The sequence below is a fragment of the Erythrobacter sp. genome, assembly GCF_038133525.1.
Classification (GTDB): Bacteria; Pseudomonadota; Alphaproteobacteria; order Sphingomonadales; family Sphingomonadaceae; genus Qipengyuania.
This window is the reverse complement of record NZ_JAYPTL010000034.1, coordinates 1-22,615: the sequence shown is the minus strand read 5'-3', so window position 1 is coordinate 22,615 and position 22,615 is coordinate 1. Positions and strand designations below refer to the sequence as shown.

The window sequence follows — 22,615 nt, the reverse complement described above, 5'->3', positions numbered from 1 at the left end:
CGGCCGCTCAGTCGGCGGTAGCGGGGGCTGCCAGCGGGAAGAAGGGAATGCGTATCTCGAGCGGCGAGCCGTCTTCGGCATTGAAGGTATAGAACCCCTCCATCGACCCGTGCGGCGTATCGAGCGGGCAGCCGCTGACGTAATCGTGGCTCTGCCCCGGCATCAGCACCGGCTGTTCGCCCACCACGCCTTCGCCATCGACATGCGACACCATTCCGCGCCCATCGGTGATGCGCCAGTGGCGGCTGATCAGTTGCACCCGCTCATGCGAGTGGTTTTCCAGGCGGATATGATAGACCCAGAACCACTTGCCCGCATCGGGCTGAGACTGTTCGGGAAGGAAATTGACCGCAACCCGCACGGTAATCCCGTGGGTCGTCGCGGCATGCTGGAATAGCTCCTTCATCACCTGATAACCTAAGAAACATGCCGGGGAGCGCAAGACCTGCGCCCTCGCATTTCGAAGGTTATCCTCTGTCCAGCGTCATTCGGGCGGATTATGCTCGGCCAGGAAGCCGACAAGCGTATCAAACCATTTCTGCTCGTTTTCGGGGTGAACGAAGCCGTGCCCCTCATCATCGAACACCAGTTCCACCGGCTTCACGCTGGCGTTTTCCGCGGCCTTGCGAAATTTGGTGAACTGCGAGAACGGCACGTTCGAGTCCTCCTTGCCATGGGCAACGAGCACAGGCCTGCTCAATGTCGCGGCGAGCCGATACGGTGAAACCGAATCCAGATCGAATGTCTCGTCGCCCCGCACCCGCGCCTGCCATTTTGCGCCGGCTTTGCGGGAAAAGAAGCGCTTGTCGTATTTGAGCATCAGGTCCCAATCGGTGACCCCCGCGAAGCTGGCGGCGCAACGATACCGTTCCGGATTGCGGATCACCGCCCACAAGGCTGCATAGCCGCCATAGGAACTGCCGACGACGCATACCCGATCCTTGTCCGCAATGCCTTCGCTCACCGCCCAGTCCATCGCGTCGTCGATATCGTCCTGCATCGCCCGGCCGATTTGACCTTCGCCCAGTTCGGAGAAGGTATCACCATAGCCCCCGGAACCGCGATAGTTGGGCTGGATCACCGCGTATCCGCGGTTGGCGAGCAATTGCACCGCATCATTGTATTCGAGCTTGTCGCGTACGCCATAGGGGCCGCCATGCGGCATCAGGATCAACGGCAGCGACTTCGCTTCGCGCCCGCGCGGCAAGGTGATGTATGCCCGAATCTTGGTCCCGTCACGCGCGGCATAGGTTACCGGTTTCGGCTTGGCGAGATCCTTGACCTTCACCTCCGGCCGGATTTCCATCAACACATCGAGCGTACCTCTGGCGGCGTCGAAGGTATAGATCGCGCCAGGATCCGCTTCGCCTCCGGCCCAGACCAGCATCCGCGAATTGTCTTCGGAGCGCGAGGTGATCCAGGCCTCATCCTCGCTCAAAGCCTTGCCGAGGGCCGCGTATAGACTGGCTTGCTTCTTGTCGAACCAATGGGCGCGGTCGCGATCGTCGGTATAGAACACGCCGAACGGTTTGCCGTCCTGCATGGTCACGCCGTCGATATCGTGATCGGGCAAGGTAAAAACAGCCTCGATCGGTTCGCGGGTCGCAAGGTCGAACAGGTACAGGCCCGTCCGCCCATCCTCTCCCTCTCTCAGGACATAGGCCTGATCGGATCCGCTGATCACCTGGGTGATGTCCCAGAACTTCTCCTCGAACTCGCCTTCCTTGATCTTCTCGATCAGCCGAAATTTCTCGTCGGCATTGGCGCGATACCAGACCTTGAGCTGGCGGTTCTGCCAACCCAGTCCGAGGCGGACGACCCCGGCATCGTCGGCAACCCAGGTCCATACCCCTTGCCGGGGTCCCTCCACCGTTTTGGTAGCGCCGTCCTTTTCCAGCTCGAAGCGGAGGACGGAAGGATAGTCGTAGATCGATCGCTGCATCGAGACGAGGGCGTAGGAACCGTCCTTGGCCACGTAGACCAAATCGTCTCCGATAACCGCATTGAAACGCTTGCCGAGGAATTCGACTTCCTGCGTTTCCAGGTTGATCATCGCGAGGCGGGTATAGAGCACTTCGGAACCAAAGAACTCACCCTTGGCCGACATGGAAACGAGCAATTTATGGTCACCCGCCCAGCGGATCCATTCGACCTCATTCTCCTTCGGCATGGCGAAGCGCCGCAGCGGCATGTGATTGTCAGCGCTGATCAGAGCGATGAAAGTCTCGCCCTCGGAAACGGTCTTCGTGACGATCAAGGCACCGTCAGGCGACAGCTTGGTGTTGCTGAATGGGCTGCGCGAAGCGAAGGCTTCGGTCGAAATCAATTCGGGCCGTGGATCCAGACCGGGAGCGACTGCAGCATCATCTCCCTCCGCCAGCGCGCGAACCGGAATTCCGCCCAGAACAACCGCAATCGCGCTACCAACTAACGCCCTAGAAATAATCGTACCCAGCATGCGACCCCCAAGAACTCCTAACAAGTTCTTAAGCACATTATCTGCGCAGTTCCGGCAAACAAGCCCCCATCATGGTTAATTTCGATTTACCGAACCAAATCACGAACCGCTAACCGACCCGGCTTTACCGATTAGTCACCATGGGAAGAATTGGGCGTTCGGGGACCAGAGCATGATCGTCAGGATAGCAAGGCTGTTAAAGCGACTGAGGGGCAACCAGCGCGGCAACGTGCTGATTCTCGCCAGCGCCTCGCTCACTGCGGTCGTCGCGGCGGCAGGGATCGGCGTCGACACCGTGCAATGGTACCTGTGGAAGCGCCAATTGCAGCAAGCGGTCGATACCGGTTCAACGGCAGGCGCGATTGCGATGGCCTTCGATCGCGACAGCGACCTGGCAGTGAACCAGGAAGTTACCCGCACCGCCAATACCACCTTCACGATCGAGGCGATCAATACGCCGCCTGCCACCGGCGCCTTCGCTGGTGACGCAAGCGCGATCGAAGTCATTGCAAAGACGAGTCGGGCCCTGCCCTTTTCAAGCGTCTTCCTAAGCACCGCACCCGACATTCGCGTGCGCGCTGTCGCTACGAGCATAGGTGTCGGAAGGCCGTGCGTCATCGCCACGGCCACCACCGGTACCGGGATCGAGGTTTTTGGCGGCGCCGATGTCTCACTTGATTGCCCGGTCGCTTCGAACTCGCCCGGCGGCGTTTCGGTTGACGTCGGCGGCACGAGCTACCTCGACACCGACCTGGTGCTCAGCGTCGGCGGGATCGATTACAGCAGTGGCAACCTGCCCAGCGACACATCGATTGTTCCCTATGGCCTGCCCGTGGAAGACCCGCTGGCCGACCGAGCCTTCAGCTGGGATACCGGCCCGTGCGACGAGACCGGCTATCACGTCACGCCAAGCAACTATGACGAGCCGGAGCCAGGCGTCTACTGCAACGGCTTCTTCATCCAGGGCCACGTCAAGATGCATGGTGGCGTCTACGTCATTCGCCGCGGGAGCGTACAGTTCAACTCGAGCGCCGTTGTCGAGCTGTTCGGTGACGGCGGCGTGACCTTCGTGCTCACAGGGACCAGCGCAACTAACGTGGCGACCGTTTCGATCAATGGCGGGGCAACCGTCAACCTGGCCGCGCCTACCGAAGCAGAAAACGCCACCTGGGCAGGGATCCTCTTTTACCAGGATCCGCGTGGCCCCGCATCGCACACGATCAACGGTGGTTCGGATATCAACCTGGAAGGCATCATCTACATGCCGACCGGCGATCTGACCTACAATGGCGATTCAACCCAGACGGCACAGTGCCTGCTGATCGTGACCGAGCGGATCCGCTTTGGCGGGACCAACAATATCGAGAACGACTGCAACGATGACGTCGACAAGTGGGCGGGTACCGCACGTGTCATCAGGGTGGTGGAGTAGGACCGATGATCTTTGCATTCATCCAGCGCCTGATCCGCGACAAGAGCGGGGTCGGCTTCATCGAACTTGCGCTGGTCGCGCCAATTCTTGCCCTCATGTTTCTCGGCATGGTCGATCTCAGCAGGATCGTCGCGACGCGCATCGATCTGGAACAGGCCGCGCAGCGGACCACCGATTTCGCCCTGGCAAAACGCCCTCCCAACGGCAGCACTACCTATCTGGTCGAAGAAGCGAAGACAGCGGCGGGCGTTTCGGCGAGCAATGTGACGGTCAGGCTGACACTCGAATGCGACGGAACCGTGCAGACAAATTTCACAAGCGATTGTGCTGCAGGCCAGGAAACCCGGCGCTTTGCGACGGTGGCGATCCGCAAGACCATTGATACCGGGTTCAACTGGCGCGGCATGGCTTCGATCTTTACCGGCCGTAGCTCCGCCTACGTCCCCATCACCGTGGTCGGTGACAGCGTCGTGAGGCTGCAATGATGAAGGACCTTGTCCGCAATGAGCGGGGATCCTTGGGAATCGAATTCGCCTTCGCGATTCCGGTCCTGGTCGCGTTGATCATGGGGATAGTGCAATTCGGTCTGGTGCTTAACGCCAATGGCGCGATGCGAAACGCCATGGGTGAAGGCTTGCGACTGGCCAAGGTCAATCCGGATGCGACAGAGAGCGCGGTATTGAACCGTACGCTCGATTCGCTCGTTGGCGTCGATCACAATGGCATCGAAGCCCTCACCTTCAGCCGTGGTGCCGTCGACAATGCCGAAACGGGAACGATGACGATGAAGCTCAAGCTGACGCCGATCATCCCGTTCGCTGCGATACCGCCGATCGAACTGACCCAGACGAAGACGGTCTACCTGCCCAACTAGCCGGGATGAACCCGCCGCTGCGGGGCAGTGTCTTCAGGGCTTCCCGCCGGCGAGGAATTCCTCGATCTGGCCGAGCCGCTCCTTGCCGAACCACATTTCGCCGCCGACGAAAAAGGTCGGAATTCCGAATGCGCCACGTTCCACTGCGCTGTCGGTGTTCGCGATCAGGCGCTGCTTGACCGCATCTTCCTGCGTGGCTGCCATGATCGCTGGTGCATCCAGCCCCGCGGCAGATGCGGCGGTTGCCAGCGCATCGGGATCCCCCGCCGAAACGCCGTCTTCCCACAGGGCTTTCAGCAGCGCCTCGGCCAGTGCAACACGCTCCGCTCCATCGGCCGCCAACAGCATGCGCTGAGGCAAGATGGTGTTGAAGGGAAACTGTTCGGGCATGCGGAATCCCGTCAGCCCGTGGCGATCGATAAACCGCCGCATCTCCAGGCTTGCATAGGCATTCTTGCCGCGAATTTCGGCATCGCGCGCGAATGGTGGCGCATTTCCGGTCAACTTGTGCATTCCACCCAGGAAGACCGGGGTGATTTCCAGTTCCGCGCCTTGCCGTTCCAGCATCTCACGCAGCGGCCACCACGCAAGATAGGCATTGGGGCTGACGAGATCAAAAATGAATTCAACGGTTTGGGTCATCGCGCAGCTTCCTCCAATGGATGCCACGCTAATGCCCGCCGACCTGCTTGGCCAGCGCCAAGTCTGCTATGCCTCAGGCGGCCTTGGCCTGCGCAATGAACGCAGCCATTTCGCGTCTCAGTTCGCCCGCCTGGTCGTCCAGAAGGCGGGTCGCCTCACGAACGGCTTCGGCATTGCTGGCCGTTTCGCTCACCTGCCCTTCGACGCGCTGCAGATTTCCGCGCATGGCTTCCGTGCCGGTCGATGACATTTCGATCGTCCGGCCGATCTCGGACGTGGCGAGCGATTGTTGCTCTGCGGCGGAAGCGATCGACGTGGTCGCTCCGCCCAGTTCGTTGATGGCCTTGGCCATCGCCGCCAGCGAAGTCGTGGCATTCCTGGTAATTGTCGCCATGCCACGGATCTGTTCCTCGATCTCCTCCACGGCCTTCGAGGTCTGGTTGGAGAGCTGCTTGACCTCACCAGCCACCACCGCGAAACCGCTGCCTGCATCGCCGGCATGCGCCGCCTCGATCGTGGCATTGAGCGCGAGAAGGTTCGAACGCTGCGCAATCTCGCCGATCAGATAGGTGAAAGAGGTGATCCGCTTCGTCATTTCATTGAGTTCGGCGATCGTGGACTCGGTTGATGTCGCCAGCCCCCTCGCCTCTTCACCCGACTGGGCGACGACGTGGATGCGCCCGGAAACTTCCTCGATCGATACCAGCAGTTCGTCAGTCGCCTGCGCGATTGCGAGCACCCCGCCAAGCGTCTGCTCCGCAGCCGCGGCAGCAGAGGTGGTCTCGACATGCGATTGCCCAGCCGAATCCGCCAGCGCATCGGCGACCAGCTTGAGCTCGGCCGCGGTGGCGATAACCTGCTCGACGATCCCCAGCGTGCGTTGCTCCAGTGCTTCGGCGGTATTGGCGAGTGATTTCAATCGTTCAGCCTCTTCGCGGGCCCGGCGCTCGGCCTCGACGCGTGCTTCATCGCTCATCCTGACGCGCTCGCTCGCTTCGCGGAACGCACCAACGCTACGCGCAAGCTCACCGATCTCGTCGACCCGCGCCTGGTCTTCGGACAGGTCGGTTGGGACGTCCGACTGCAGGTCGTGGCTGATCCGTGCCAGCGGTTCGACGATCCGGCGACGCAACTGCCACACCAATGCTGCGGTGAGCGTGAGGACCGCGATCACGCCAAGGGCCAGCTGAAGCAGCAAGTTTGAAAGCGTGTCGGTCACGCGGGTCGCACTCTCGTGCACCTTGGCTTCGAGATGATTGGTTACCCGGGCGTTCTCGCGTTCCATGGTCATGAAGACCTCCTGGAACTTCGGCATGCGTTGGTTAACCGCTTCGAACTTGCCGCCCGATAGCGCGACGATTTCGTGGACGATTTCGAGATAGGGGATGTAGCTTTGCTGCACGGCGCGCATTTCCGCGGCGGTTTCAGGCTCGAGCTTCAGGACCAGCGTGGCCTGCTGCACCTTGCGTAACTGGGCGACATAGGCCTCAAGGTCCTTGCGCGCCTCGACCCCTTCCTGCGGATTATTGGTGAGCGATGCCTGCAGCGCGCGCAGCGTCGTGGTGTGCAGCGCATCGTGAATCTTGTCGGATTCCAGATGGTTGCGCATGGCCATAGTCACCTGGCTGGACTCATCCACCGCCCTTTGCAGGTCACTGGTGGTCGACCAGGCCAGGCCGAGGATGGACACCATTCCCAGGCCGACGATCAATCCGGCGATCGACAGAACGCCTGAAATCGACTTGGACGCGAATGAAAAACGCATGCTCACACTTTCACGTAGAGATGCGTAGTGATCTAGAATTAGCCAGCTAATGTTTGGTTAAAAAATCGCAGCCGCCCCGGCCTCAGGCGCTAAAGGCCAGCTGCAGCGAGCGCCCGGTCGAGATCTTCCTTCAGATCCTCAAGATCCTCCAGACCGACATTGATCCGCAACAGGCCCTCGGTCACGCCCATCTCGGCGCGCGCTTCGGGCGACATGCTGGCGTGGGTGGTGCTGGCCGGGTGGCACATCAGGCTGCGCGCATCGCCGATATTGTTCGAGATATCGACCAGTTGCAGCGCATCGAGGATTTCGAAGGCGCGGGCACGCGTACCGACATCGAAGGCAAAGATCGGGCCGGTTGCAACCATCTGGCTGAGCGCAAGATTGTGGCGCGGGTGGCTGGGCAATCCGGGGTGGAGCATCTTCGGCACACGGTCTTCGATGAACTTGCCCAGACCGACCGCGCTTTCGCTCTGGCGCCGCGCACGCAGGTCGAGTGTCTCCAAACCCTTGAGCACAACCCAGGCGTTGAACGGGGAGAGGTTCGGACCCGTATTGCGCTGGAAGGGCAACAACACCTCGTCGATCCACTTCTGCGATCCACAAACCGCGCCGGCAAGCACCCGGCCCTGCCCGTCCATCAGCTTGGTCGCGCTATAGGCCACCACATCCGCACCATAGTCCATCGGCTTCTGTAGCGCGCTGGTGGCAAAGGCGTTGTCGACCAGCGTAGTGACACCATGCGCCTTGGCGACGCCGCAGACATGCGCGAGGTCAACCACATCGAGCGTGGGGTTCGCAGGCGTTTCGAAGAAGAAGACCTTGGTATTGGGCCGGATTGCGGCCTCCCAAGCATCATCATCCGAGCTGTCGACAGTGGTGGTCTCGATCCCGAAGCGCGGCAGCAGGCTGTCGAGCAGCCAGCGGCACGAGCCGAAGGCCGCGCGCGCGCCAACGACATGATCGCCTGCCGATAGCTGGCACAACAACGCGGCGGTCATTGCGGCCATCCCGCTCGCCTGCGCGCGGCAAGCCTCTGCCCCCTCCATCAGCGCGATGCGTTCCTCGAGCATGGCCACGGTCGGGTTCTGCAGGCGCGAATAGGTCATGCCCTGCGCTTCGCCGGCGAAACGGTCGGCAACGGTCTGCGCGTCGTCGTAGGTAAAGCCCGAGGACAGGAACAGTGCCTCGCTGGTCTCGCCATGCTCGCTGCGCCAGGTGCCGCCGCGCACGGCTTGCGTCGCAGGGCGCCAGTTGCGGGTGATCGAGCGGTCGGTTCCGGTGGTCTTCTTCATGATGGCGGGGGGATAGCACGGGCGTTCCGCGCGGCAAGCAGCTTAGGATTCCAGCGCAGCAAGCCCCGCTTCGCCGATATCGCTACGCCCGATCGCGCGGAGCATCATCGCCCCTTCGATTACCGCCAGTACAGCCCGCGCTCCCGCGACCGGATCGGGATCACTTGTGGGAAGGTGATCCTCGACCCAGCCAAGCAACACATCAGCCATGGCACCGGCACTGGCGAGATAATCCGCATTCCCATCGGCACAGCCCGCGACGATATCCCACCACAGCCGCAGGAAGGGCGCAAAGGCGGGCTGGCCGGTTACCTCAAGGACCGTTTCAGCCAAGGCCTTGCGCGAGATGGCGGGACCATCGGGAAAGGCCGCATCAAGCGCAGCGGCGTAGATTCCGGCAAGGTATTCGAGCAGTGCGGCGACCAGCGCATCCTTATTGCCGAAATGATAGATCAGCATGCGGTCGCTGGTCCCTGCCGCCTTGGCCATCGGTCGCAGCGAAATGTCGGCAAGCCCATGTTCGAGCACATGCGCGGCCAACGCAGGCAGCAGCGTTTCGCGAGACATGCGGGCGGGCGACATAAGGCACTTGTAGCGAGTGCTACGAATCGCTACAAGTGTAGCAGTCGCTACAATTGAGTCGGAGATCCATGATGTCGCCCTTCGAATTCCTCGCCGCAGGCGGCGTAGTCGCCATCCTGCTTGTCCTCGGCCACATCCTCACCACCCGAGAGGCAACCGGTAGCGCACTGCTCGCGGCTGCCTTGTCCGGGGCCTTTGCCGGCTTTACAGCGATCACCATCGCCAAGGAAGGCGTGCTGCTGGTCTGGGCCAACCACACCACCAATTTGTGGGGTGTGCAGGTCTGGTGGGACCTGCTGTTCGCGACCGGCACCGCACTGTTCTTCGTGGTCCCGCGCGCCCGGGCTGCGGGCATGAATGTGCTTCCCTGGATGGTTTTCGTCGGCCTCACCGCCAGCATCGGCCTGCTCGCCATGGTCGCTCGCCTGTTCTGGCTGGAGAAGCGCGCTAGCGCCTGATCCCGCTTGCAGGGCGCGCGGCCTTTTCCTAGGCCCGCAGATGATGAGCCGCGCGCCCCAGCAACCCCGCGACCCCCTAGGCTGGTGTGTCGCACTTGCGCTCGGCTTCTGGCTGCTCTGCCTCCCCTATCTGACTGTTGTCGCCAAGCCCTATTTCGATGAGGTCCATTACCTGCCAGCGGCACGCGAGCTGCTGGTGCTGGGCGAATTCGTCAATCGCGAACACCCGCTGCTGGGCAAGGAGTTGATCGCCCTTGGCATGGCCTTGTTCGGCGACAATCCCTGGGGCTGGCGGATCATGCCTACGCTCTTCGGCGCAATGGCCCTCTTTGCCGGTATGCGCGCGATGTGGTTTGCCACGCTGAGCCGCTTCGCCACACTCGCCTACGGCGTGCTGCTGGCGACGGGCTTTCACCTCTTCGTCCACGCCCGCATCGCGATGCTGGACATTTTCTACCTGTCATTCCTGTCCATCGCCGCCTGGCAATTCGCCGCCGCGATCCGCCAGCCTGAGCAAGGGCGCTGGCGACTGGCGCTGACCGGCCTGGCGCTGGGCTGCGCCATGGCTTCAAAATGGAACGCCCTGCCCATCGCGCCACTGTTCGGACTGACCTTTCTCGTCGCTCGCCTGCTGGCAGGCCGTCGGCGGCTGCTGCTAAGCCGTCGCGGCGCACCGGTGCCGGGAACCACCCTGCTCGAAGCAAGCCTATGGCTCGGCGTAGTCCCGCTCGCGATCTATGCCGCGACCTTCGGCCCCGCCTGGTTCTTCGCCATCAACCCGATCACCGAAGGTCTGGTCTTCCACCACCAATTCATGCTCAGCCTGCAGGAACAGGTCTTGCAGCCCCATCCCTACCAATCGACCTGGCACGATTGGGTGCTCAACCACCGGTCGATCTGGTACCTCTACGAACCAGTCGGCGGCGTGCAGCGCGGGATCATGCTGATCGGCAATCCGCTGGCCATGCTACTCGGCCTGCCCGCGCTGGCGTGGTGCCTGTGGCATGGCCTGATGCGCCGCAACTGGGCGGCCCTGGCCGTGGTGGTGATTTATGCCGTGAGCCTCGGCTTCTGGGTCATCGCAAGCAAGCCGGTGCAGTTCTATTACCACTACGCCCTGCCCAGCATGGCCCTGCTGGCAGCGCTGGCACTGACCTGCGACGCACTGTGGCAGGGCGGTTCGCGCAGGATCGCGCTGGTCCCGATCATCGGCAGCGTGGCCATGTTCGCCTGGTTCTATCCGATCCTCAGCGCGGCGCCGCTCGAAGGGCCGAACAGTTTCGCCGTTTGGACCTGGCTCGAAAGCTGGCGCTAGCGATCAGTAACGACCCCAGACGAAGCGGCTCGACAGCGCGTAGTTCCAGACCGAGCCGATGCCGATGCCTACCAGCGCCGCAGCCATGGTGTGCAGGCCCCGATCATGCAGCGTGGTCGCCACCGCGACATTGGCGAAGGCGCCGATCGAACAAGCGGCAATGAAGCTGACCCACCCCCAGAAAACCTTGCGCGGTTCCTTCAGGCGACGGTCACGATAGGTGAGGAAGTTGTTGAGCCAGAAATTGAAGGTCATTGCCCCAAAGGTCGCGACCGCCTGGCTCCAGCTGAAGTTCGTGCCCGCAATCAGTATGAAGGCGTAGAGGATCGCCATATGCACGCCGACGCCCATCACACCGACGGTACCGAACAGCGCGAAACGCGTCGGGATCACGCGGCCGAAGCTCTTGTCATAGAGCCCGGCGAGGAAATCGAGCGCGATCGCACGGTCTAACTTTGACTCGCCGGATCGGCGGGCGGAGAAATTCATCGGAAAGTCCTTAACCTTGAGCGGCGTTGGCGAGGTGGCCAGCAGATCGAGCAATATCTTGAATCCGATCCCGGACAGGTTCGGCACCAGTGCCCGTGCCGTGGCGCTAGGCAGCAGGAAAAAACCACTCATTGGGTCAGACAGTTCGACCCCGGTCAGCTTGCGAGCAAGCGTGTTGGCGACGGTGGAAAGCTTTTCGCGGTCCGGGCGTCCCCATTCCTCCATGCTCGCGCCTTCTGCGAAACGACTGGCGACCGCGACATCCGCATCACCCGATTTCACGCAAGCCAGCATGTCCACTAGTAGCTTTGGATCGTGCTGATGATCGGCATCCATGACCGCAACAAAGGGCGCCGCGGTGGCACAGAAACCCTCTATTGCGGCGCTCGACAGCCCGCGACGACCGATACGCTGGATTACGCGGATACGCGGGTCCGACAGTGCCAGGCGGCGCGCTTCGTCGCTTGTGCCATCCGCGGAGTTGTCATCAACGATCAAGACCTCCCAGCCACCATCGCCTAGCGCTCCCTCAATCCGCTCGACCAGCGGTGCAAGGTTATCGCGCTCGTTGAGCGTTGGCAGGATGATCGCGAGTTCCAGAACGCGCGCGGAATCGGCCAAATCGGGCTGCGTCTTTGGGGTCATGTCCATTGCCTGACCCGGTTAGGGGCCAATTCTCAAGATATGGTTAGCAGCTTCCTAACAATGGCATCGCCAATGTCACCCGTCGAAGCACTACCGCCCAGGTCACCGCCGAATACACCATCGTCGAGAATTCCTTCAACCGCGCGCTCGATCCGTCCCGCCTGCTGCTCAAGCCCGAGCGAGTGGCGCAACAGCATGGCGAGGCTGAGCACCGCGGCCACCGGGTTCGCCTTGCCCTGCCCTGCAATATCAGGCGCGCTGCCGTGGATCGGCTCATAGAGGCCGAATGTGCCATGATCCGTCTGCCGCTCACCCAGCGAAGCGCTGGCCAACAGGCCGATCGAGCCGACGCAGGCGCTGGCCTGGTCGGACAGGATATCGCCGAACAGGTTCCCGGTTACGATCGTGTCGAAGCGACCGGGCGCCTTGACCAGCTGCATGGCGGCATTGTCGACATACATGTGCTCAAGCTCGACTTCGGGATAATCCCTGGCCACCTCGATCACCGTCTCGCGCCAAATGCGGCTGGTTTCGAGGACGTTGGCCTTGTCCACGCTGCACAGCCGCTTGCTGCGCCCCATGGCCGCGCGAAAGGCGACATGGGCGATCCGGCGCACTTCCGCCTCGTTGTAGGACATCGAGTCCCAGCCTTCGCGCCCGCCCGCACTCTCGCGTTCGCCCTTCTCGCCGAAATAGACGTCGCCGTTGAGTTCCCGGACGACCAGCAGGTCGATGCTGCGCGCAACTTCGGGCTTCAGCGACGAGAGGTGCTCCAACCCCGGGAATCCCGCGGCGGGGCGCAAGTTGGCAAACAGGCCGAGTTCGGCACGCAGGCCAAGGATCGCCTGTTCGGGCCGCAAATGGCGCGGCAGGTCGTCGCAGCTGAAATCGCCGACCGCGCCAAACAGGATGGCGTCGGCAGCGCGCGCCATGTCCAGCGTCTCGGGCGGTAGCGGGTGGCCGTGGCGGCGGTAGGCGGCGGCACCGACGTCGCCTTCGAACAGCACCAGGCCGGGCAGCGCCAGCGCCTCGAGCACGCGCAGCGCCTGTGCGGTTACCTCTGGCCCAATCCCATCACCCGCCAATACCGCAATCTTCATTCCACCATCCGTCCCAGCCGCTGCCGCAAGAGTTGCCTTGCGGCTAGTACGTCGGTGCGCGTGTCGGCAAGCAGGTAGCGGGCAATAAGCGGTTCCTGGCGGTCGAGAATTTCCAGAGCCTGCCCAAGGCCCGCTATCTCGGGTCGCTCGCCGCCATAGCCGAGTTCGCGCAGCAGCAGCGCCTCATAGAGCGCCAGGGCCTCGATCCACTGCCGTGCCGCATCGGCTGAACAGATCGCATCGAGCAGGCCGCCAAGCGCAGCATAGAGTGTCGGATAGGGATTGCGTTCGGGCAGCGCGGCGGCTGTGAGCGCAGTCGACCAGGCGATTGCCGCAGCTGGAAGCGGCTCGGTTAGCCATGGCCCCCGGCTCTTGACCAATTCCAGCCGAGCGAAGGGCAACTGGCTCTCGGACCTGGCACGGATGTCGGCCTGGACGAGGTTTCCGGGGATCACCACGGGGCGCAGCAACCGTCCACGCCCGCCCGCGACATAGGCGGCGACGATCCCGTATTCCCCGGTCAGTATCCGTGCGATTACCGCCGTTTCCCCATGCGGGCGCGCGGCAACTAGGATAGCGGGGGTAGCGAGGTGCATTCCGGTCCCCTACCCCATGGCAGGGGCTGCGGTCACTTGATCTTGGCTTCGAGCGCCGCGATGCGTTCGGCCAGCTTGTCGGCTTCCTCGCGCGCCTTGCTGGCCATCATCTTGACCGCGTCGAATTCTTCGCGGGAGACGAAATCCATTCCGCCGAAGGCGCCCTTGGCGCGCTCGCGCGCGGCATCGCGCGCCTCGCGGCCCATGCCGGCAAGCGTGCCTGCCGCCGAATTGGCGAGTTTGACGAAATCGGCGATCAGCGGGTTCTGGCTTTGCATGACGGCTATCTAGGCGCGCTGACGCGCCACATCAATTCCCGATACGCACACGTTCGACCTGGCCGTCATTGCTCGCCCCGTCGGCATCCGGGTTGAGCCGCAGGAACTCGTAATTGAGTACGGTCGCGAACAGCACCCAGGCGAGATAGGGCAGCAACAGCACTGCTGCCCCCCGACGAACCTTCCAGAACAGCACGATAACTACCAACAGTGTCACATCGATCAGCGCCAGGATGGCCAGCGCGATAGTGATCTGGTGTGCAGCGAAGAAGGTTGGGGACCAGGCAAGATTGAGCAGGAAGTGAACCACAAAGGCCCACAGCGCAGCCGTGCGACCGCGTGCCCCCCATGCCGATGCGATCAAGGCCAATGAAAGGCCGATCATGATGTAGAGGATCGTCCAGACGATCCCGAACCACTTGGGTTCAGGGAATATCTCAGGCTTGATCAGACCCTGGAACCAGGCCGAACCGGCACTGCCGAACGTGCCCGAAAGAAAGCCGAGCAGCAGGATCAAAGGCACGCAGAACAGGGCCCAGCGGATGAAACTCGCGCGCAGCTGCCCGCGCGAAGCCAGCATGTTCATGCATTCCCCCGATAAGTCGCGAATCGTTAACCCTGTTCTGGCGGGCTGCACGCAGGCTGGCAATGGACCAGCCATCAATCGTCCCACCCCGGGGCGTCAGAAACGCAGCATGACCTTCCGCGCCAGCGCAGGAGAGAGCGAATGAACCACTTGCAGGACCTTGACCAGCCCGACGTTGACCTCGCTCCGGCCGCGTTCGATCCCTTCGACGATTTGTCGAGCGCACTCTCCGGCCGCCATCTTCTTCCCGCCACGCCCGGCAGTCAGCTCCGTCTCAACTACCGGTGGCAAGGCCTCGATCACCGATACGTTGGTGCCGACCAGCTGGGCCCTGACTGCCTGCGTATAGCTGCGCAGGCCGGCCTTGGTCGCGCAATAGACCGGTCCGCCGGCACGCGGCGCGATGGCCAGCCCGCTGGTGACGTTCACGATCGCTGCCCGCGGGCGCTGCTTGAGCCGGGGGACCAATGCCGCAATCAGCCGGATCGGAGTGTTGAGATTGGCATAAATACAGTCATCGGCTGCGACTGCATCGGGTTGGGCCTCGCGAAAATCGTGGTCGACCCCCTGCCCCGCGTTGTTGATGAGGATGTCGATGTCGCGGTCCCCAACTGCATTGAGGATTGCTTCTGCGCCGCTCGGCATCGAGAGGTCGGCCTGGATCGCCTCAAACCCGCGCCCGCGCATCGCCTCCAGCCGTTCGGCATTGCGGCCGGTGACGATCACCGCCGCGCCCTTGCCTTGGAGTTGCAGCGCCATCTGCTCACCGATCCCGGCGGTACCGCCGGTGATAAGGATGGTCTTGCCCGCGAGCTCCATCAGACCTTCACCACGCCGTGTTCGATAAGGCTGCGGGCACAATCAAGAATGCTCTCCTCCTCGCTGCGAGTCTGCCAGCCCAGCCGCTGCTTGGCATGGCTCGCATCGACGTGACGGCTCTTGCCGAGCTCGCTCTTGATCGAGCGGACCCCGGCATTGAACAGGCTGAGGATCGCCACCATCCAGTTCGGCATGATCTTCGTCGGCACCTTGCGGGTGTGGGCCGCGGGCAATCCGCGCCGCAGGACCCCTGCCACATCGATGATCTTGTAGAATTTCCCGGCGGCAAGGAACCGTTCGTTCGCCAATCCCGGTTCTTCGAGGCAGCGCAGGTGAAGATCGGCAACATCACGCGTATCGACGATGGCAAACCCCAGGTCGGGCGCCATCGGCATCGCCCCGCTGAGCAATTGCTTCACCACCTCGACCGAGGGACTGAAATCGGCATCGTCGACCGGGCCCAGCACCATTGCCGGATTGACCGAGACGAATTCCATCCCTTCTCCATGCTCTGCCACCCAGTCGCGCGCGGCGCGTTCGGAGATCGTCTTGGATTTGACGTAGGGATAGACATCGGGATGGGTAATGTCGGTCCAGTCGTTCTCGTCGACCGTATAGTCCTTCTCGCTGCGGCCATAGGCGACCGCCGCCATCGAACTGGTCTGGACGAAGCGCTTGACCCCGGCATCCTTGGCGAAACGCAACGCGCGCAAGGTGCCCTCACGCGCGGGCACGATCATGTCGTTCTCGTCCTTCGGCGTGGAGGCCGCGATCGGCGAGGCGACATGGGCCACATGCGTGCACCCGGCGATGGCTTCGGCCCAGCCCGCATCGCTCATCAACTCGGCTTCGAAGACCTTCAGCCGATCTTCGCCCGGACTGCCCATGCGTTCGCGTAGGCGGGCTTCGCTCTTCGCCTTGTTGCGCACGGTCGCATGGACCGTCCATCCCTTGGCCAGCAACTGGCGGATGAGTTCGCCCGCGATATAGCCTGTGCCGCCTGTGACGAGTACCGTAGATGCCATTGTTCGTCCCCTTCGCGGCCAGTCTAGGTCGCCAGGGTGCAGGCGACAACGGAGTATCGATGGAACAGGTTGATTTCCTTGTGGTGGGTGCCGGCATCGCGGGTCTATCGGCAGCGGCGCGGCTGGCCTTGCACGGCCGCACCGTGGTGTGCGAGGCGGAAGAGGCGCCCGGCGTCCATGCATCGGGGCGCAGCGCCGCCTTCGCCCACTTCGATATGGATGCGCCGCTGGTGCGCGCGCTCACTGCGGCCAGCATTCCGCTGCTGGAAGAACCCGCCGCCCGGCGCCATCCGGCGCTGTTCATTGCACTGGAGGGACAGGAAGACGCCCTCGACCGGGTCGAGGCAGGCTATCGGCGCTGGGCCCCGGCCGTGGAGCGGATTGACGCCTCCGCTGCACAGGAATTGGTGCCGGTGCTGAAAACTGGAGCCGAGGGGATCATCGGCGCCCTGCTCGACCGCGATGGGCGCAAGCTCGATGCCCATGCACTGCTCGAACAGCACCGCCATGCGCTCGGCGCGGCGGGCGGACGAATTGCCACGCGCTCCCCGGTAACCGCCTTGCGGCACGAAGGCGCACACTGGATCGTCGACACACCAGGCCAGAGCTACGCCGCGCGCATTGTCGTCAATGCCGCCGGGGCCTGGGTCGATGGCGTTGCGCAGATGGCCGGGGTCGCGCCTATCGGCATCCAGCCGTTGCGACGCACGGTCATCACCTTCGACGTACCCGAGGGGATGGACGTTTCCGCCTGGCCCTTCACCAAGACGGTCGGCCCGGGCTTCTATATCGAGCCCGAGGGACGCGGCCGACTGCTTGCCTGCCCCATGGACGAGCACCCGTCCGAACCCTGCGATGCGCAGCCCGAGGAAGAAGATATCGCGCTCGCAGCCTGGCGGGTCGAGGAGGCGACGGCGCTCGAAATCCGGCGCTTGGCGAGCAAATGGGCTGGCCTGAGAAGCTTTGCCCCCGATCGATTGCCAGTGGCGGGTTTCGATCCCGCGGCGCCCGGCTTCTTCTGGCTCGCAGGGCAAGGTGGTTTCGGCCTGCAAACCTCCCCCGCCATGGCTTTGGCAGCAGAGGCACTGGTCACGAACGCGGAATGGCCCGAAGCGCTGCGCGCGGTCGATGTTGCTGCAGCACAGCTGGCACCGGGAAGGCTTCGCCAGTCCTGATTGGCTGGTCAGCGGTGATCCGCGTGGACCAGCCCGTCTGCCGCCGTGCGTTCACGCACCAGCTTGATCGCTTCGAACGCCGAAAGGATTGCCCCTTCCTGCCAGAAGGGAATGTAGCTGAGGTGCTCGCCCGCGAAGAACACCCGCCCTTCGGGCCTGCACAGCTCGAGATAGTCGGTCTTGCGCTGCTCCTCGCTCCAGGCACAGCCGACCCCGCCGCTCCATTCCGTTTCGTTCCAGGCGACCGAAAGCGGCTTGGCCAGCAGGTCCGACTTGCCGGGATGCATGCGCTCGATCACTGCGCGCGAATTGGCGAAGCGTTCTTCGAGCGGCATGTGGGTAAAGGCGACCGAAGCAGGGCGCGAACCGTAGGAATACGCTCCCATCAGAACACCCTTGGGACTGTTCCAGTTGCCGCTGGGATACCAGACCACGGTGCTCGCCTCTTCGGTCCAGGCAAGCCCGCCATAGATGCCCGCGTCTTCCCAGAACCGCGGCGCTTCCCAGGCAACCTTGGCCGAAGGGACATAGAGTGCCGCGCTGAGCGACGCAGTCTTGGCAGCGCTGAAGTCGTGATCCAGCTGCGCCACATAATTCGCCGGCAGGGTGCACAGGCAATAATCGGCCACAATCGGCGCGCCATCCTGCAGAGTCACCGTAACGCCGCTATCCGAACTGCGAATGCCCGTGACCGGCGTGCTGAGACGGACGTGATCACTTATCCGCTCGTAGATGGCCTGCGCGATCCGATCCATCCCGCCGACCGGCTGGAACATCGGCGCCTGCTGGTCGAAGGTTTCCTCGAACAAGGCGGGCCAGTTCCAATCGCCATGCCGCATCAATTGCTCGAGCGTGAGCGGGTCCATCTCGCGCCCCGCTTGGCCATAGCCTCCGGGGAGTTCGCTGAAACCCGAACGGTCCGAACCGAGATACTGCCCTTTCCCCGACAAGGCACCCCAGTCGCCCAGATAGGTGCGCAGCATGTCCCTGTCGGTCACGCCCAGATCCCCGTCGAGCGCCCCGCGATCGATCGCCTTGGTCAGCAGCTCGGCAATATGCCCGCGCATGTCGTTCACCGCGCGGCGCTGGGTGACGATATCGTGACCGGAATCGACCGCCGCCGAACGGTTGACGTTGACCATCACCTCCAGCGGAACGTTGAGTTCCCGGGCGTAATGGAAGATCGCATGATGTTCGGTCGGCAAACGCGCCGCGCCGGCATTCATGTAGAGGCCCGGATCGAAGGTGCAGAGCTGGTCCTCACGCCCTTCCTGCACCACCCGATCGCCGCCGCGAATAGTCCATACGCGCCCGCCGATCCGGTCACGCGCTTCGAGTATGGTGACGGCATAGCCAGCCCGCGACAATTCGTAGCCAGCCGAAAGGCCGGCGATCCCGGCACCCAGGATCACCACCGACCGGCCTTTGCCCGAATTCGGCGCCAGCTCGGGAACCCCGGCGAAGGCGCGCGGCGCGGCAAGCAGGCCCATCGCCTGCATGGAGAGGTAGACTGCGCCGTAGCCCCCCGCCCTCCCCATCGCCTGGAGAAAGGCGCGGCGCGAGGTCATTCGCCCGTCACCTTGGCCGCCTGGACCTCTATCTCGACAAGAAATTGCGGCGCTGCGAGTGCGGCGACCTGCACCGTCACCCGGGCGGGCTTGTTCGGCTGGTCTTCCGAACCGAACATTTCGCGATAGGCGCGCATCATGCCCGCGAAGTCCATCCGCTCCGAACCGGGCGGCGCCACCAGGTAAACGCGCATCATCACGACATCTTCGGGACCCATGCCCTGCGCGGCGAGCCCAGCGGCAAGGCGCTGGAGAACCGAGCGGGTCTGGGTTTCGGTATCGCCATACCGCTCGATGCTACCTTCGGGCGCACTCGGATCGCTTTCAGCGGCAAGCGCACCGCTGAGATAAACGTTCGTCGCCCCGGGAGGGACGGTAACGCTGGCGGATATCGGGGACGCTTCAGGCCCTGCGCGCGTGACCTGCGCATGGGCTGCGCCGAGCGGGGTCACCGTCAGCAACAGCACGGAAAGCGGCGCCAGACTCAGTCTTGATCCCATGATTGCCCCCAATTCTGCCCGAATCGGAAGCTCTCACGAAATGCTGCAAAGCACAATAACCCAGTTTCCCGGGCGTGCCTCGAACCCCTATTTCAGCAGGACGAGCTCTTCCGCCATGGTCGGGTGGATCGCCACCGTCGCGTCGAAATCGGCCTTGGTCAGCTTGGCTTTCACCGCCACTGCCGCAGCCTGGATGATCTCCGCCGAATCCGGTCCGATCATGTGGATGCCTAGCACGCGGTCGCTCTTGCCGTCGACCACCATCTTGTAGAACCCGCGCTCGACCCGGTGCGAGAAGATGTTGCCCATCGGGCGGAAATTCGAGGTGTAGACCTTCACATCGTCGAATTCGCGTCGCGCCTGCGCTTCGGTCAGGCCGACTGCGGCAATCGAAGGCTGCGAGAAGACCGCCGATGCGACGCAGCTGTGATCGACATGGCGCGGATCGTCGCCGAACAGCGTATCGGCCACGGCATGTCCTTCGCGGATCGCAACCGGGGTCAGCTGGATCCGATCGGTCACGTCACCCACCGCATAAATGCTGTCGCAGCTAGTCTTGCTATAGGCATCGACGGGAATTTCACCCTTGTGCCCCAGCTTCACCCCGGCGTTTTCCAGGCCCAGCCCGGCAGTATTGGGCGCCCGGCCAGTGGCCACCAGCACCTGGTCGGCAACGATCTTCTCGCCATTGCTGAGCGACACTTCGAGCGAGCCGTCGGCGAGCTTTTCGACGCCGGTGATCTGCGTGTTCATCCGCAGGTCCATGCCGCGAGCTTCCATGATCGGGGGAAGGCGTTCGACCACTTCCTGCTCATAAGTGCGCAGGATCGTTTCGCTGCGATTGACCAAGGTGACCTTGCTGCCCAGCGCGTTGAAGATACCCGCGAATTCGACCGCAATATAGCCACCGCCCATGACCACCAGCCGCTTGGGCTGTTCGGCCAGGTGGAAGACTTCGTTCGAGCTGATGCAATGTTCCGCACCGGGAAATTCGGGCATCACCGGCCAGCCGCCTGTCGCGACCAGGATGTAGCGCGCGCTGATTTCGCGGCCCGACGCCAGCTTGACGGTATTGGGTCCGGTAATGGTCGCACGCTCGCTGAAACTTTCGACCCCGGCATTGCCCAGCGTTTCGCCGTAGAGGCCTTCAAGCCGATCGACGTCGCTGTTGACGAAGTCGCGCAGCGCCGCCCAGTCGAACTTGGCATCGCCGATGGTCCAACCCTTGGTCTGGGTATGACCCAATTGTTCGGCAAACATCGAGGCGTAGACCAGCATCTTCTTGGGCACGCAGCCGCGGATCACGCAAGTGCCGCCATAGCGGTACTCCTCGGCGATCGCGACGCGGGCGCCATGCGTTCCCGCGATACGACTGGCCCGCACCCCTCCGGATCCCGCGCCAATGGTAAACAGGTCGTAGTCATATTCGGCCATGCGGGAACTCCTTGATACGCGCGGGGCCATATCGCCCCGCTATACGCATTTGCCAAGGGTCGGGTTACATATCGCCTCCACTCCACCCCAGCGAGCCCGGTGACGCAGAAAATGTGTAACCTCCGCGCCGGTCGGACCGAACGCACGCGCACCCGCGCATCCAAACAAGCGCGGCGCCGGAGATTTTACATGTACATCGTTAAAGGCGCGATGCTGGCAAGCATCTGCGCAGTCACGCTTGCCGGGTGCACCCAGCAGGCTGGCGAAGCCATGCCGCAACCGATCGAAGTCAGCGACGCTGCTGGCGCGATCTCGCTTCCCGAAGGTTTTGATCGCTGGCCGACCCTGGGCGCATGGGCCACGGCTTCGGCCGGACCCGATACGCCGGTCAATGAACTGCACACCGTCTATGTCTCGCCGGGCGGCATCGAAAGCTACCGCAAGGATGGCGTCTTCGCCGACGGCACCGTGCTGGTGAAGGCGGTTTCGGACGTCAAGGCGGCTCCGCTGACCACCGGCAACGCCCATTGGGCGGCCAAGGACAAGGTGTGGTTCGTGATGGTCAAGGATTCGAAGAACAGCCACAAGGACAACCCGCTGTGGCGCGAAGGCTGGGGCTGGGCCCTGTTCGACGCCGGCGATCCGACCAAGCAGGTCGCAACCTCGTTCGAAGAAACCTGCCAGACCTGCCATGAACCGGCCAAGGACAGCGACTGGATCTACAGCGCCGCCTATTCGGTACTGCATGACGGCGAGCCCAAGAAGGCTTCCTGGGACCCGAACTAAGTCCCAGACACCGCCAACCGGGATCGCGCCGCCGCGTCAGGCGCGGCGCGATCCTCCCGGCGAAGAACCCCGGCGGTTGCGGCTGCGATTGCGGCCACCGCCGGGACGCTTGCCCTGGGGCCGCGCGCCAGCCGGCGCCTCGCCGCCCTCGCGCTTGGGCTTTCCGGCCCGATCCGGATGCTTGTTCTTCGGCTTCGGCTTCCTTGCCTGGGCGTCGCCAGTCGGGCGAACCTTCGGGCGGGCCAGCTTGGGCTTCTGCTCACGCTTGGTCGGGCCTACGCCTTCCACCACCGCACGGAAATTGTCAGGCAGCGGCAGGCGCTCGAATTCGGCGTCGGTCTTCTTGCGAATATCCTTCAGGTAATCGCGTTCGTCCTCGGCACAGAAGGCGATCGCCACCCCGTCACGGCCCGCACGCGCGGTGCGGCCGATGCGGTGGACGTATTGCTCGGGCACGTTGGGCAGTTCGTAATTGATCACGTGGCTGACGCCCGGGATGTCGATCCCACGTGCGGCGACATCGGTCGCCACCAGCACCGGCGTGGTACCGCTGCGGAACTCGCCCAGCGCGCGTTCGCGCTGAGGCTGGCTCTTGTTGCCGTGGATCGCATTGGCGCGCACGCCGGCCTGGCCCAGCTTCTTCACCACGCGGTCGGCACCATGCTTGGTGCGGGTGAAAACAAGCACGCGCTCGAATTCGCCCGGAACCTGGTGACGACCCTTGAGGATCATTTCGATCAGCGTCTGCTTCTCGTCCTGCTGGACCATGAAGAGATACTGGTCGATCCGTTCG

24 protein-coding genes are annotated in these 22,615 nt (G+C 63.2%); 7 read left to right on the top strand and 17 right to left on the bottom strand.

What is annotated here, in order from left to right; all coding sequences use genetic code 11:
- Window positions 1–7: 7 nt before the first annotated feature.
- Together apaG and AAFM29_RS10435 are read right to left on the bottom strand one after the other, a co-directional pair.
- Window positions 8–406 (bottom strand): Co2+/Mg2+ efflux protein ApaG, encoded by a 399-nt coding sequence (apaG, locus tag AAFM29_RS10440; RefSeq protein WP_341712746.1) that lies wholly within the window; start codon window positions 404–406, stop codon window positions 8–10.
- Between the two features lie 78 nt (window positions 407–484).
- Entirely contained in the window at window positions 485–2,458 is a 1,974-nt protein-coding gene (locus tag AAFM29_RS10435) for an alpha/beta fold hydrolase (protein WP_341712745.1), read from the bottom strand.
- A 172-nt stretch (window positions 2,459–2,630) separates the two neighbouring features.
- Here AAFM29_RS10435 and AAFM29_RS10430 point away from each other — a divergent pair, with 172 nt between their 5' ends.
- The 3 genes from AAFM29_RS10430 to AAFM29_RS10420 are packed head-to-tail and all read left to right on the top strand — an operon-like array spanning window position 2,631 to window position 4,764.
- On the top strand, window positions 2,631–3,890 hold the full coding sequence (locus AAFM29_RS10430) for a pilus assembly protein TadG-related protein (RefSeq protein WP_341712744.1): 1,260 nt from the start codon (window positions 2,631–2,633) through the stop codon (window positions 3,888–3,890).
- Window positions 3,891–3,895: 5 nt separating this feature from the next.
- Window positions 3,896–4,375, top strand: a complete 480-nt coding sequence (locus tag AAFM29_RS10425; RefSeq protein ID WP_341712743.1) for a TadE/TadG family type IV pilus assembly protein — start codon at window positions 3,896–3,898, stop codon at window positions 4,373–4,375.
- A complete protein-coding gene (locus tag AAFM29_RS10420; protein ID WP_341712742.1) occupies window positions 4,375–4,764 on the top strand; it encodes a TadE family protein in 390 nt (129 codons plus the stop codon). The genes AAFM29_RS10425 and AAFM29_RS10420 overlap by 1 nt, the downstream gene beginning before the upstream one ends.
- Window positions 4,765–4,797: 33 nt before the next feature.
- On the opposite strand, the gene AAFM29_RS10415 is transcribed toward AAFM29_RS10420, so the two are convergent.
- The 4 genes from AAFM29_RS10415 to AAFM29_RS10400 form a co-directional block, all read right to left on the bottom strand.
- Window positions 4,798–5,406 (bottom strand): 2-hydroxychromene-2-carboxylate isomerase, encoded by a 609-nt coding sequence (locus AAFM29_RS10415; RefSeq protein ID WP_341712741.1) that lies wholly within the window; start codon window positions 5,404–5,406, stop codon window positions 4,798–4,800.
- 73 nt (window positions 5,407–5,479) lie between these two features.
- The gene (locus AAFM29_RS10410; protein ID WP_341712740.1) at window positions 5,480–7,171 is read right to left on the bottom strand and encodes a methyl-accepting chemotaxis protein; all 1,692 of its coding nucleotides are present in this window, start codon (window positions 7,169–7,171) and stop codon (window positions 5,480–5,482) included.
- An 89-nt stretch (window positions 7,172–7,260) separates the two neighbouring features.
- A complete protein-coding gene (locus AAFM29_RS10405; RefSeq protein ID WP_341712739.1) occupies window positions 7,261–8,466 on the bottom strand; it encodes an aminotransferase class I/II-fold pyridoxal phosphate-dependent enzyme in 1,206 nt (401 codons plus the stop codon).
- A gap of 42 nt (window positions 8,467–8,508) precedes the next feature.
- Window positions 8,509–9,033, bottom strand: coding sequence for a TetR/AcrR family transcriptional regulator (locus tag AAFM29_RS10400; protein ID WP_341712738.1), 525 nt, complete (start codon window positions 9,031–9,033; stop codon window positions 8,509–8,511).
- Between the two features lie 86 nt (window positions 9,034–9,119).
- Between AAFM29_RS10400 and AAFM29_RS10395 the strand changes: the two genes are divergently transcribed.
- Window positions 9,120–9,506 carry a hypothetical protein gene (locus tag AAFM29_RS10395; protein WP_341712737.1) on the top strand — a complete coding sequence of 129 codons (387 nt, stop codon included), beginning with the start codon at window positions 9,120–9,122 and terminating at the stop codon, window positions 9,504–9,506.
- 43 nt (window positions 9,507–9,549) lie between these two features.
- The gene (locus AAFM29_RS10390; protein WP_341712736.1) at window positions 9,550–10,821 is read left to right on the top strand and encodes a phospholipid carrier-dependent glycosyltransferase; all 1,272 of its coding nucleotides are present in this window, start codon (window positions 9,550–9,552) and stop codon (window positions 10,819–10,821) included.
- 3 nt (window positions 10,822–10,824) lie between these two features.
- Here the strand turns inward: AAFM29_RS10390 and AAFM29_RS10385 are convergent, their stop codons facing one another.
- The 7 genes from AAFM29_RS10385 to AAFM29_RS10355 form a co-directional block, all read right to left on the bottom strand.
- Window positions 10,825–11,955, bottom strand: a complete 1,131-nt coding sequence (locus tag AAFM29_RS10385) for a glycosyltransferase family 2 protein (protein WP_341712735.1) — start codon at window positions 11,953–11,955, stop codon at window positions 10,825–10,827.
- Between the two features lie 32 nt (window positions 11,956–11,987).
- Window positions 11,988–13,055, bottom strand: a complete 1,068-nt coding sequence (gene leuB, locus AAFM29_RS10380) for a 3-isopropylmalate dehydrogenase (protein WP_341712734.1) — start codon at window positions 13,053–13,055, stop codon at window positions 11,988–11,990.
- Window positions 13,052–13,651 (bottom strand): recombination protein O N-terminal domain-containing protein, encoded by a 600-nt coding sequence (locus AAFM29_RS10375; protein ID WP_341712733.1) that lies wholly within the window; start codon window positions 13,649–13,651, stop codon window positions 13,052–13,054. The genes leuB and AAFM29_RS10375 overlap by 4 nt, the downstream gene beginning before the upstream one ends.
- 32 nt (window positions 13,652–13,683) lie before the next feature.
- The gene (locus tag AAFM29_RS10370; RefSeq protein WP_341712732.1) at window positions 13,684–13,929 is read right to left on the bottom strand and encodes an accessory factor UbiK family protein; all 246 of its coding nucleotides are present in this window, start codon (window positions 13,927–13,929) and stop codon (window positions 13,684–13,686) included.
- A gap of 31 nt (window positions 13,930–13,960) precedes the next feature.
- Window positions 13,961–14,515: a TspO/MBR family protein gene (locus AAFM29_RS10365; RefSeq protein WP_341712731.1), complete on the bottom strand. Its 555-nt coding sequence runs from the start codon at window positions 14,513–14,515 to the stop codon at window positions 13,961–13,963.
- A 96-nt stretch (window positions 14,516–14,611) separates the two neighbouring features.
- Window positions 14,612–15,334 (bottom strand): SDR family NAD(P)-dependent oxidoreductase, encoded by a 723-nt coding sequence (locus AAFM29_RS10360; protein WP_341712730.1) that lies wholly within the window; start codon window positions 15,332–15,334, stop codon window positions 14,612–14,614.
- Window positions 15,334–16,359, bottom strand: a complete 1,026-nt coding sequence (locus tag AAFM29_RS10355; protein WP_341712729.1) for an NAD-dependent epimerase/dehydratase family protein — start codon at window positions 16,357–16,359, stop codon at window positions 15,334–15,336. Before AAFM29_RS10355 ends, AAFM29_RS10360 begins: the two co-directional genes overlap by 1 nt.
- Before the next feature lie 59 nt (window positions 16,360–16,418).
- Between AAFM29_RS10355 and AAFM29_RS10350 the strand changes: the two genes are divergently transcribed.
- Window positions 16,419–17,534 carry an FAD-dependent oxidoreductase gene (locus tag AAFM29_RS10350; RefSeq protein ID WP_341712728.1) on the top strand — a complete coding sequence of 372 codons (1,116 nt, stop codon included), beginning with the start codon at window positions 16,419–16,421 and terminating at the stop codon, window positions 17,532–17,534.
- Between the two features lie 8 nt (window positions 17,535–17,542).
- Here the strand turns inward: AAFM29_RS10350 and AAFM29_RS10345 are convergent, their stop codons facing one another.
- From AAFM29_RS10345 to gor, 3 genes are all read right to left on the bottom strand, one after another.
- On the bottom strand, window positions 17,543–19,102 hold the full coding sequence (locus tag AAFM29_RS10345; protein ID WP_341712727.1) for an FAD-dependent oxidoreductase: 1,560 nt from the start codon (window positions 19,100–19,102) through the stop codon (window positions 17,543–17,545).
- Window positions 19,099–19,602 (bottom strand): RidA family protein, encoded by a 504-nt coding sequence (locus AAFM29_RS10340; protein WP_341712726.1) that lies wholly within the window; start codon window positions 19,600–19,602, stop codon window positions 19,099–19,101. Before AAFM29_RS10340 ends, AAFM29_RS10345 begins: the two co-directional genes overlap by 4 nt.
- Window positions 19,603–19,689: 87 nt before the next feature.
- Window positions 19,690–21,036: a glutathione-disulfide reductase gene (gene gor, locus AAFM29_RS10335; protein ID WP_341712725.1), complete on the bottom strand. Its 1,347-nt coding sequence runs from the start codon at window positions 21,034–21,036 to the stop codon at window positions 19,690–19,692.
- A gap of 189 nt (window positions 21,037–21,225) precedes the next feature.
- Here gor and AAFM29_RS10330 point away from each other — a divergent pair, with 189 nt between their 5' ends.
- Complete coding sequence (locus tag AAFM29_RS10330; RefSeq protein ID WP_341712724.1) at window positions 21,226–21,822, top strand: cytochrome P460 family protein; 597 nt, start codon at window positions 21,226–21,228, stop codon at window positions 21,820–21,822.
- 36 nt (window positions 21,823–21,858) lie between these two features.
- Here AAFM29_RS10330 and AAFM29_RS10325 read toward each other — a convergent pair.
- On the bottom strand, window positions 21,859–22,615 hold a 757-nt coding region (locus tag AAFM29_RS10325), incomplete at its 5' end, for a C-terminal helicase domain-containing protein (protein ID WP_341712723.1).

Bases quoted from the DNA above. Each gene is read 5' to 3' on its own strand.
- apaG (WP_341712746.1), bottom strand. From the start codon at position 406: ATGAAGGAGCTATTCCAGCATGCCGCGACGACCCACGGGATTACCGTG.
- AAFM29_RS10435 (WP_341712745.1), bottom strand. From the start codon at position 2,458: ATGCTGGGTACGATTATTTCTAGGGCGTTAGTTGGTAGCGCGATTGCG.
- AAFM29_RS10430 (WP_341712744.1), top strand. From the start codon at position 2,631: ATGATCGTCAGGATAGCAAGGCTGTTAAAGCGACTGAGGGGCAACCAG.
- AAFM29_RS10425 (WP_341712743.1), top strand. From the start codon at position 3,896: ATGATCTTTGCATTCATCCAGCGCCTGATCCGCGACAAGAGCGGGGTC.
- AAFM29_RS10420 (WP_341712742.1), top strand. From the start codon at position 4,375: ATGAAGGACCTTGTCCGCAATGAGCGGGGATCCTTGGGAATCGAATTC.
- AAFM29_RS10415 (WP_341712741.1), bottom strand. From the start codon at position 5,406: ATGACCCAAACCGTTGAATTCATTTTTGATCTCGTCAGCCCCAATGCC.
- AAFM29_RS10410 (WP_341712740.1), bottom strand. From the start codon at position 7,171: ATGCGTTTTTCATTCGCGTCCAAGTCGATTTCAGGCGTTCTGTCGATC.
- AAFM29_RS10405 (WP_341712739.1), bottom strand. From the start codon at position 8,466: ATGAAGAAGACCACCGGAACCGACCGCTCGATCACCCGCAACTGGCGC.
- AAFM29_RS10400 (WP_341712738.1), bottom strand. From the start codon at position 9,033: ATGTCTCGCGAAACGCTGCTGCCTGCGTTGGCCGCGCATGTGCTCGAA.
- AAFM29_RS10395 (WP_341712737.1), top strand. From the start codon at position 9,120: ATGTCGCCCTTCGAATTCCTCGCCGCAGGCGGCGTAGTCGCCATCCTG.
- AAFM29_RS10390 (WP_341712736.1), top strand. From the start codon at position 9,550: ATGAGCCGCGCGCCCCAGCAACCCCGCGACCCCCTAGGCTGGTGTGTC.
- AAFM29_RS10385 (WP_341712735.1), bottom strand. From the start codon at position 11,955: ATGACCCCAAAGACGCAGCCCGATTTGGCCGATTCCGCGCGCGTTCTG.
- leuB (WP_341712734.1), bottom strand. From the start codon at position 13,055: ATGAAGATTGCGGTATTGGCGGGTGATGGGATTGGGCCAGAGGTAACC.
- AAFM29_RS10375 (WP_341712733.1), bottom strand. From the start codon at position 13,651: ATGCACCTCGCTACCCCCGCTATCCTAGTTGCCGCGCGCCCGCATGGG.
- AAFM29_RS10370 (WP_341712732.1), bottom strand. From the start codon at position 13,929: ATGCAAAGCCAGAACCCGCTGATCGCCGATTTCGTCAAACTCGCCAAT.
- AAFM29_RS10365 (WP_341712731.1), bottom strand. From the start codon at position 14,515: ATGAACATGCTGGCTTCGCGCGGGCAGCTGCGCGCGAGTTTCATCCGC.
- AAFM29_RS10360 (WP_341712730.1), bottom strand. From the start codon at position 15,334: ATGGAGCTCGCGGGCAAGACCATCCTTATCACCGGCGGTACCGCCGGG.
- AAFM29_RS10355 (WP_341712729.1), bottom strand. From the start codon at position 16,359: ATGGCATCTACGGTACTCGTCACAGGCGGCACAGGCTATATCGCGGGC.
- AAFM29_RS10350 (WP_341712728.1), top strand. From the start codon at position 16,419: ATGGAACAGGTTGATTTCCTTGTGGTGGGTGCCGGCATCGCGGGTCTA.
- AAFM29_RS10345 (WP_341712727.1), bottom strand. From the start codon at position 19,102: ATGACCTCGCGCCGCGCCTTTCTCCAGGCGATGGGGAGGGCGGGGGGC.
- AAFM29_RS10340 (WP_341712726.1), bottom strand. From the start codon at position 19,602: ATGGGATCAAGACTGAGTCTGGCGCCGCTTTCCGTGCTGTTGCTGACG.
- gor (WP_341712725.1), bottom strand. From the start codon at position 21,036: ATGGCCGAATATGACTACGACCTGTTTACCATTGGCGCGGGATCCGGA.
- AAFM29_RS10330 (WP_341712724.1), top strand. From the start codon at position 21,226: ATGTACATCGTTAAAGGCGCGATGCTGGCAAGCATCTGCGCAGTCACG.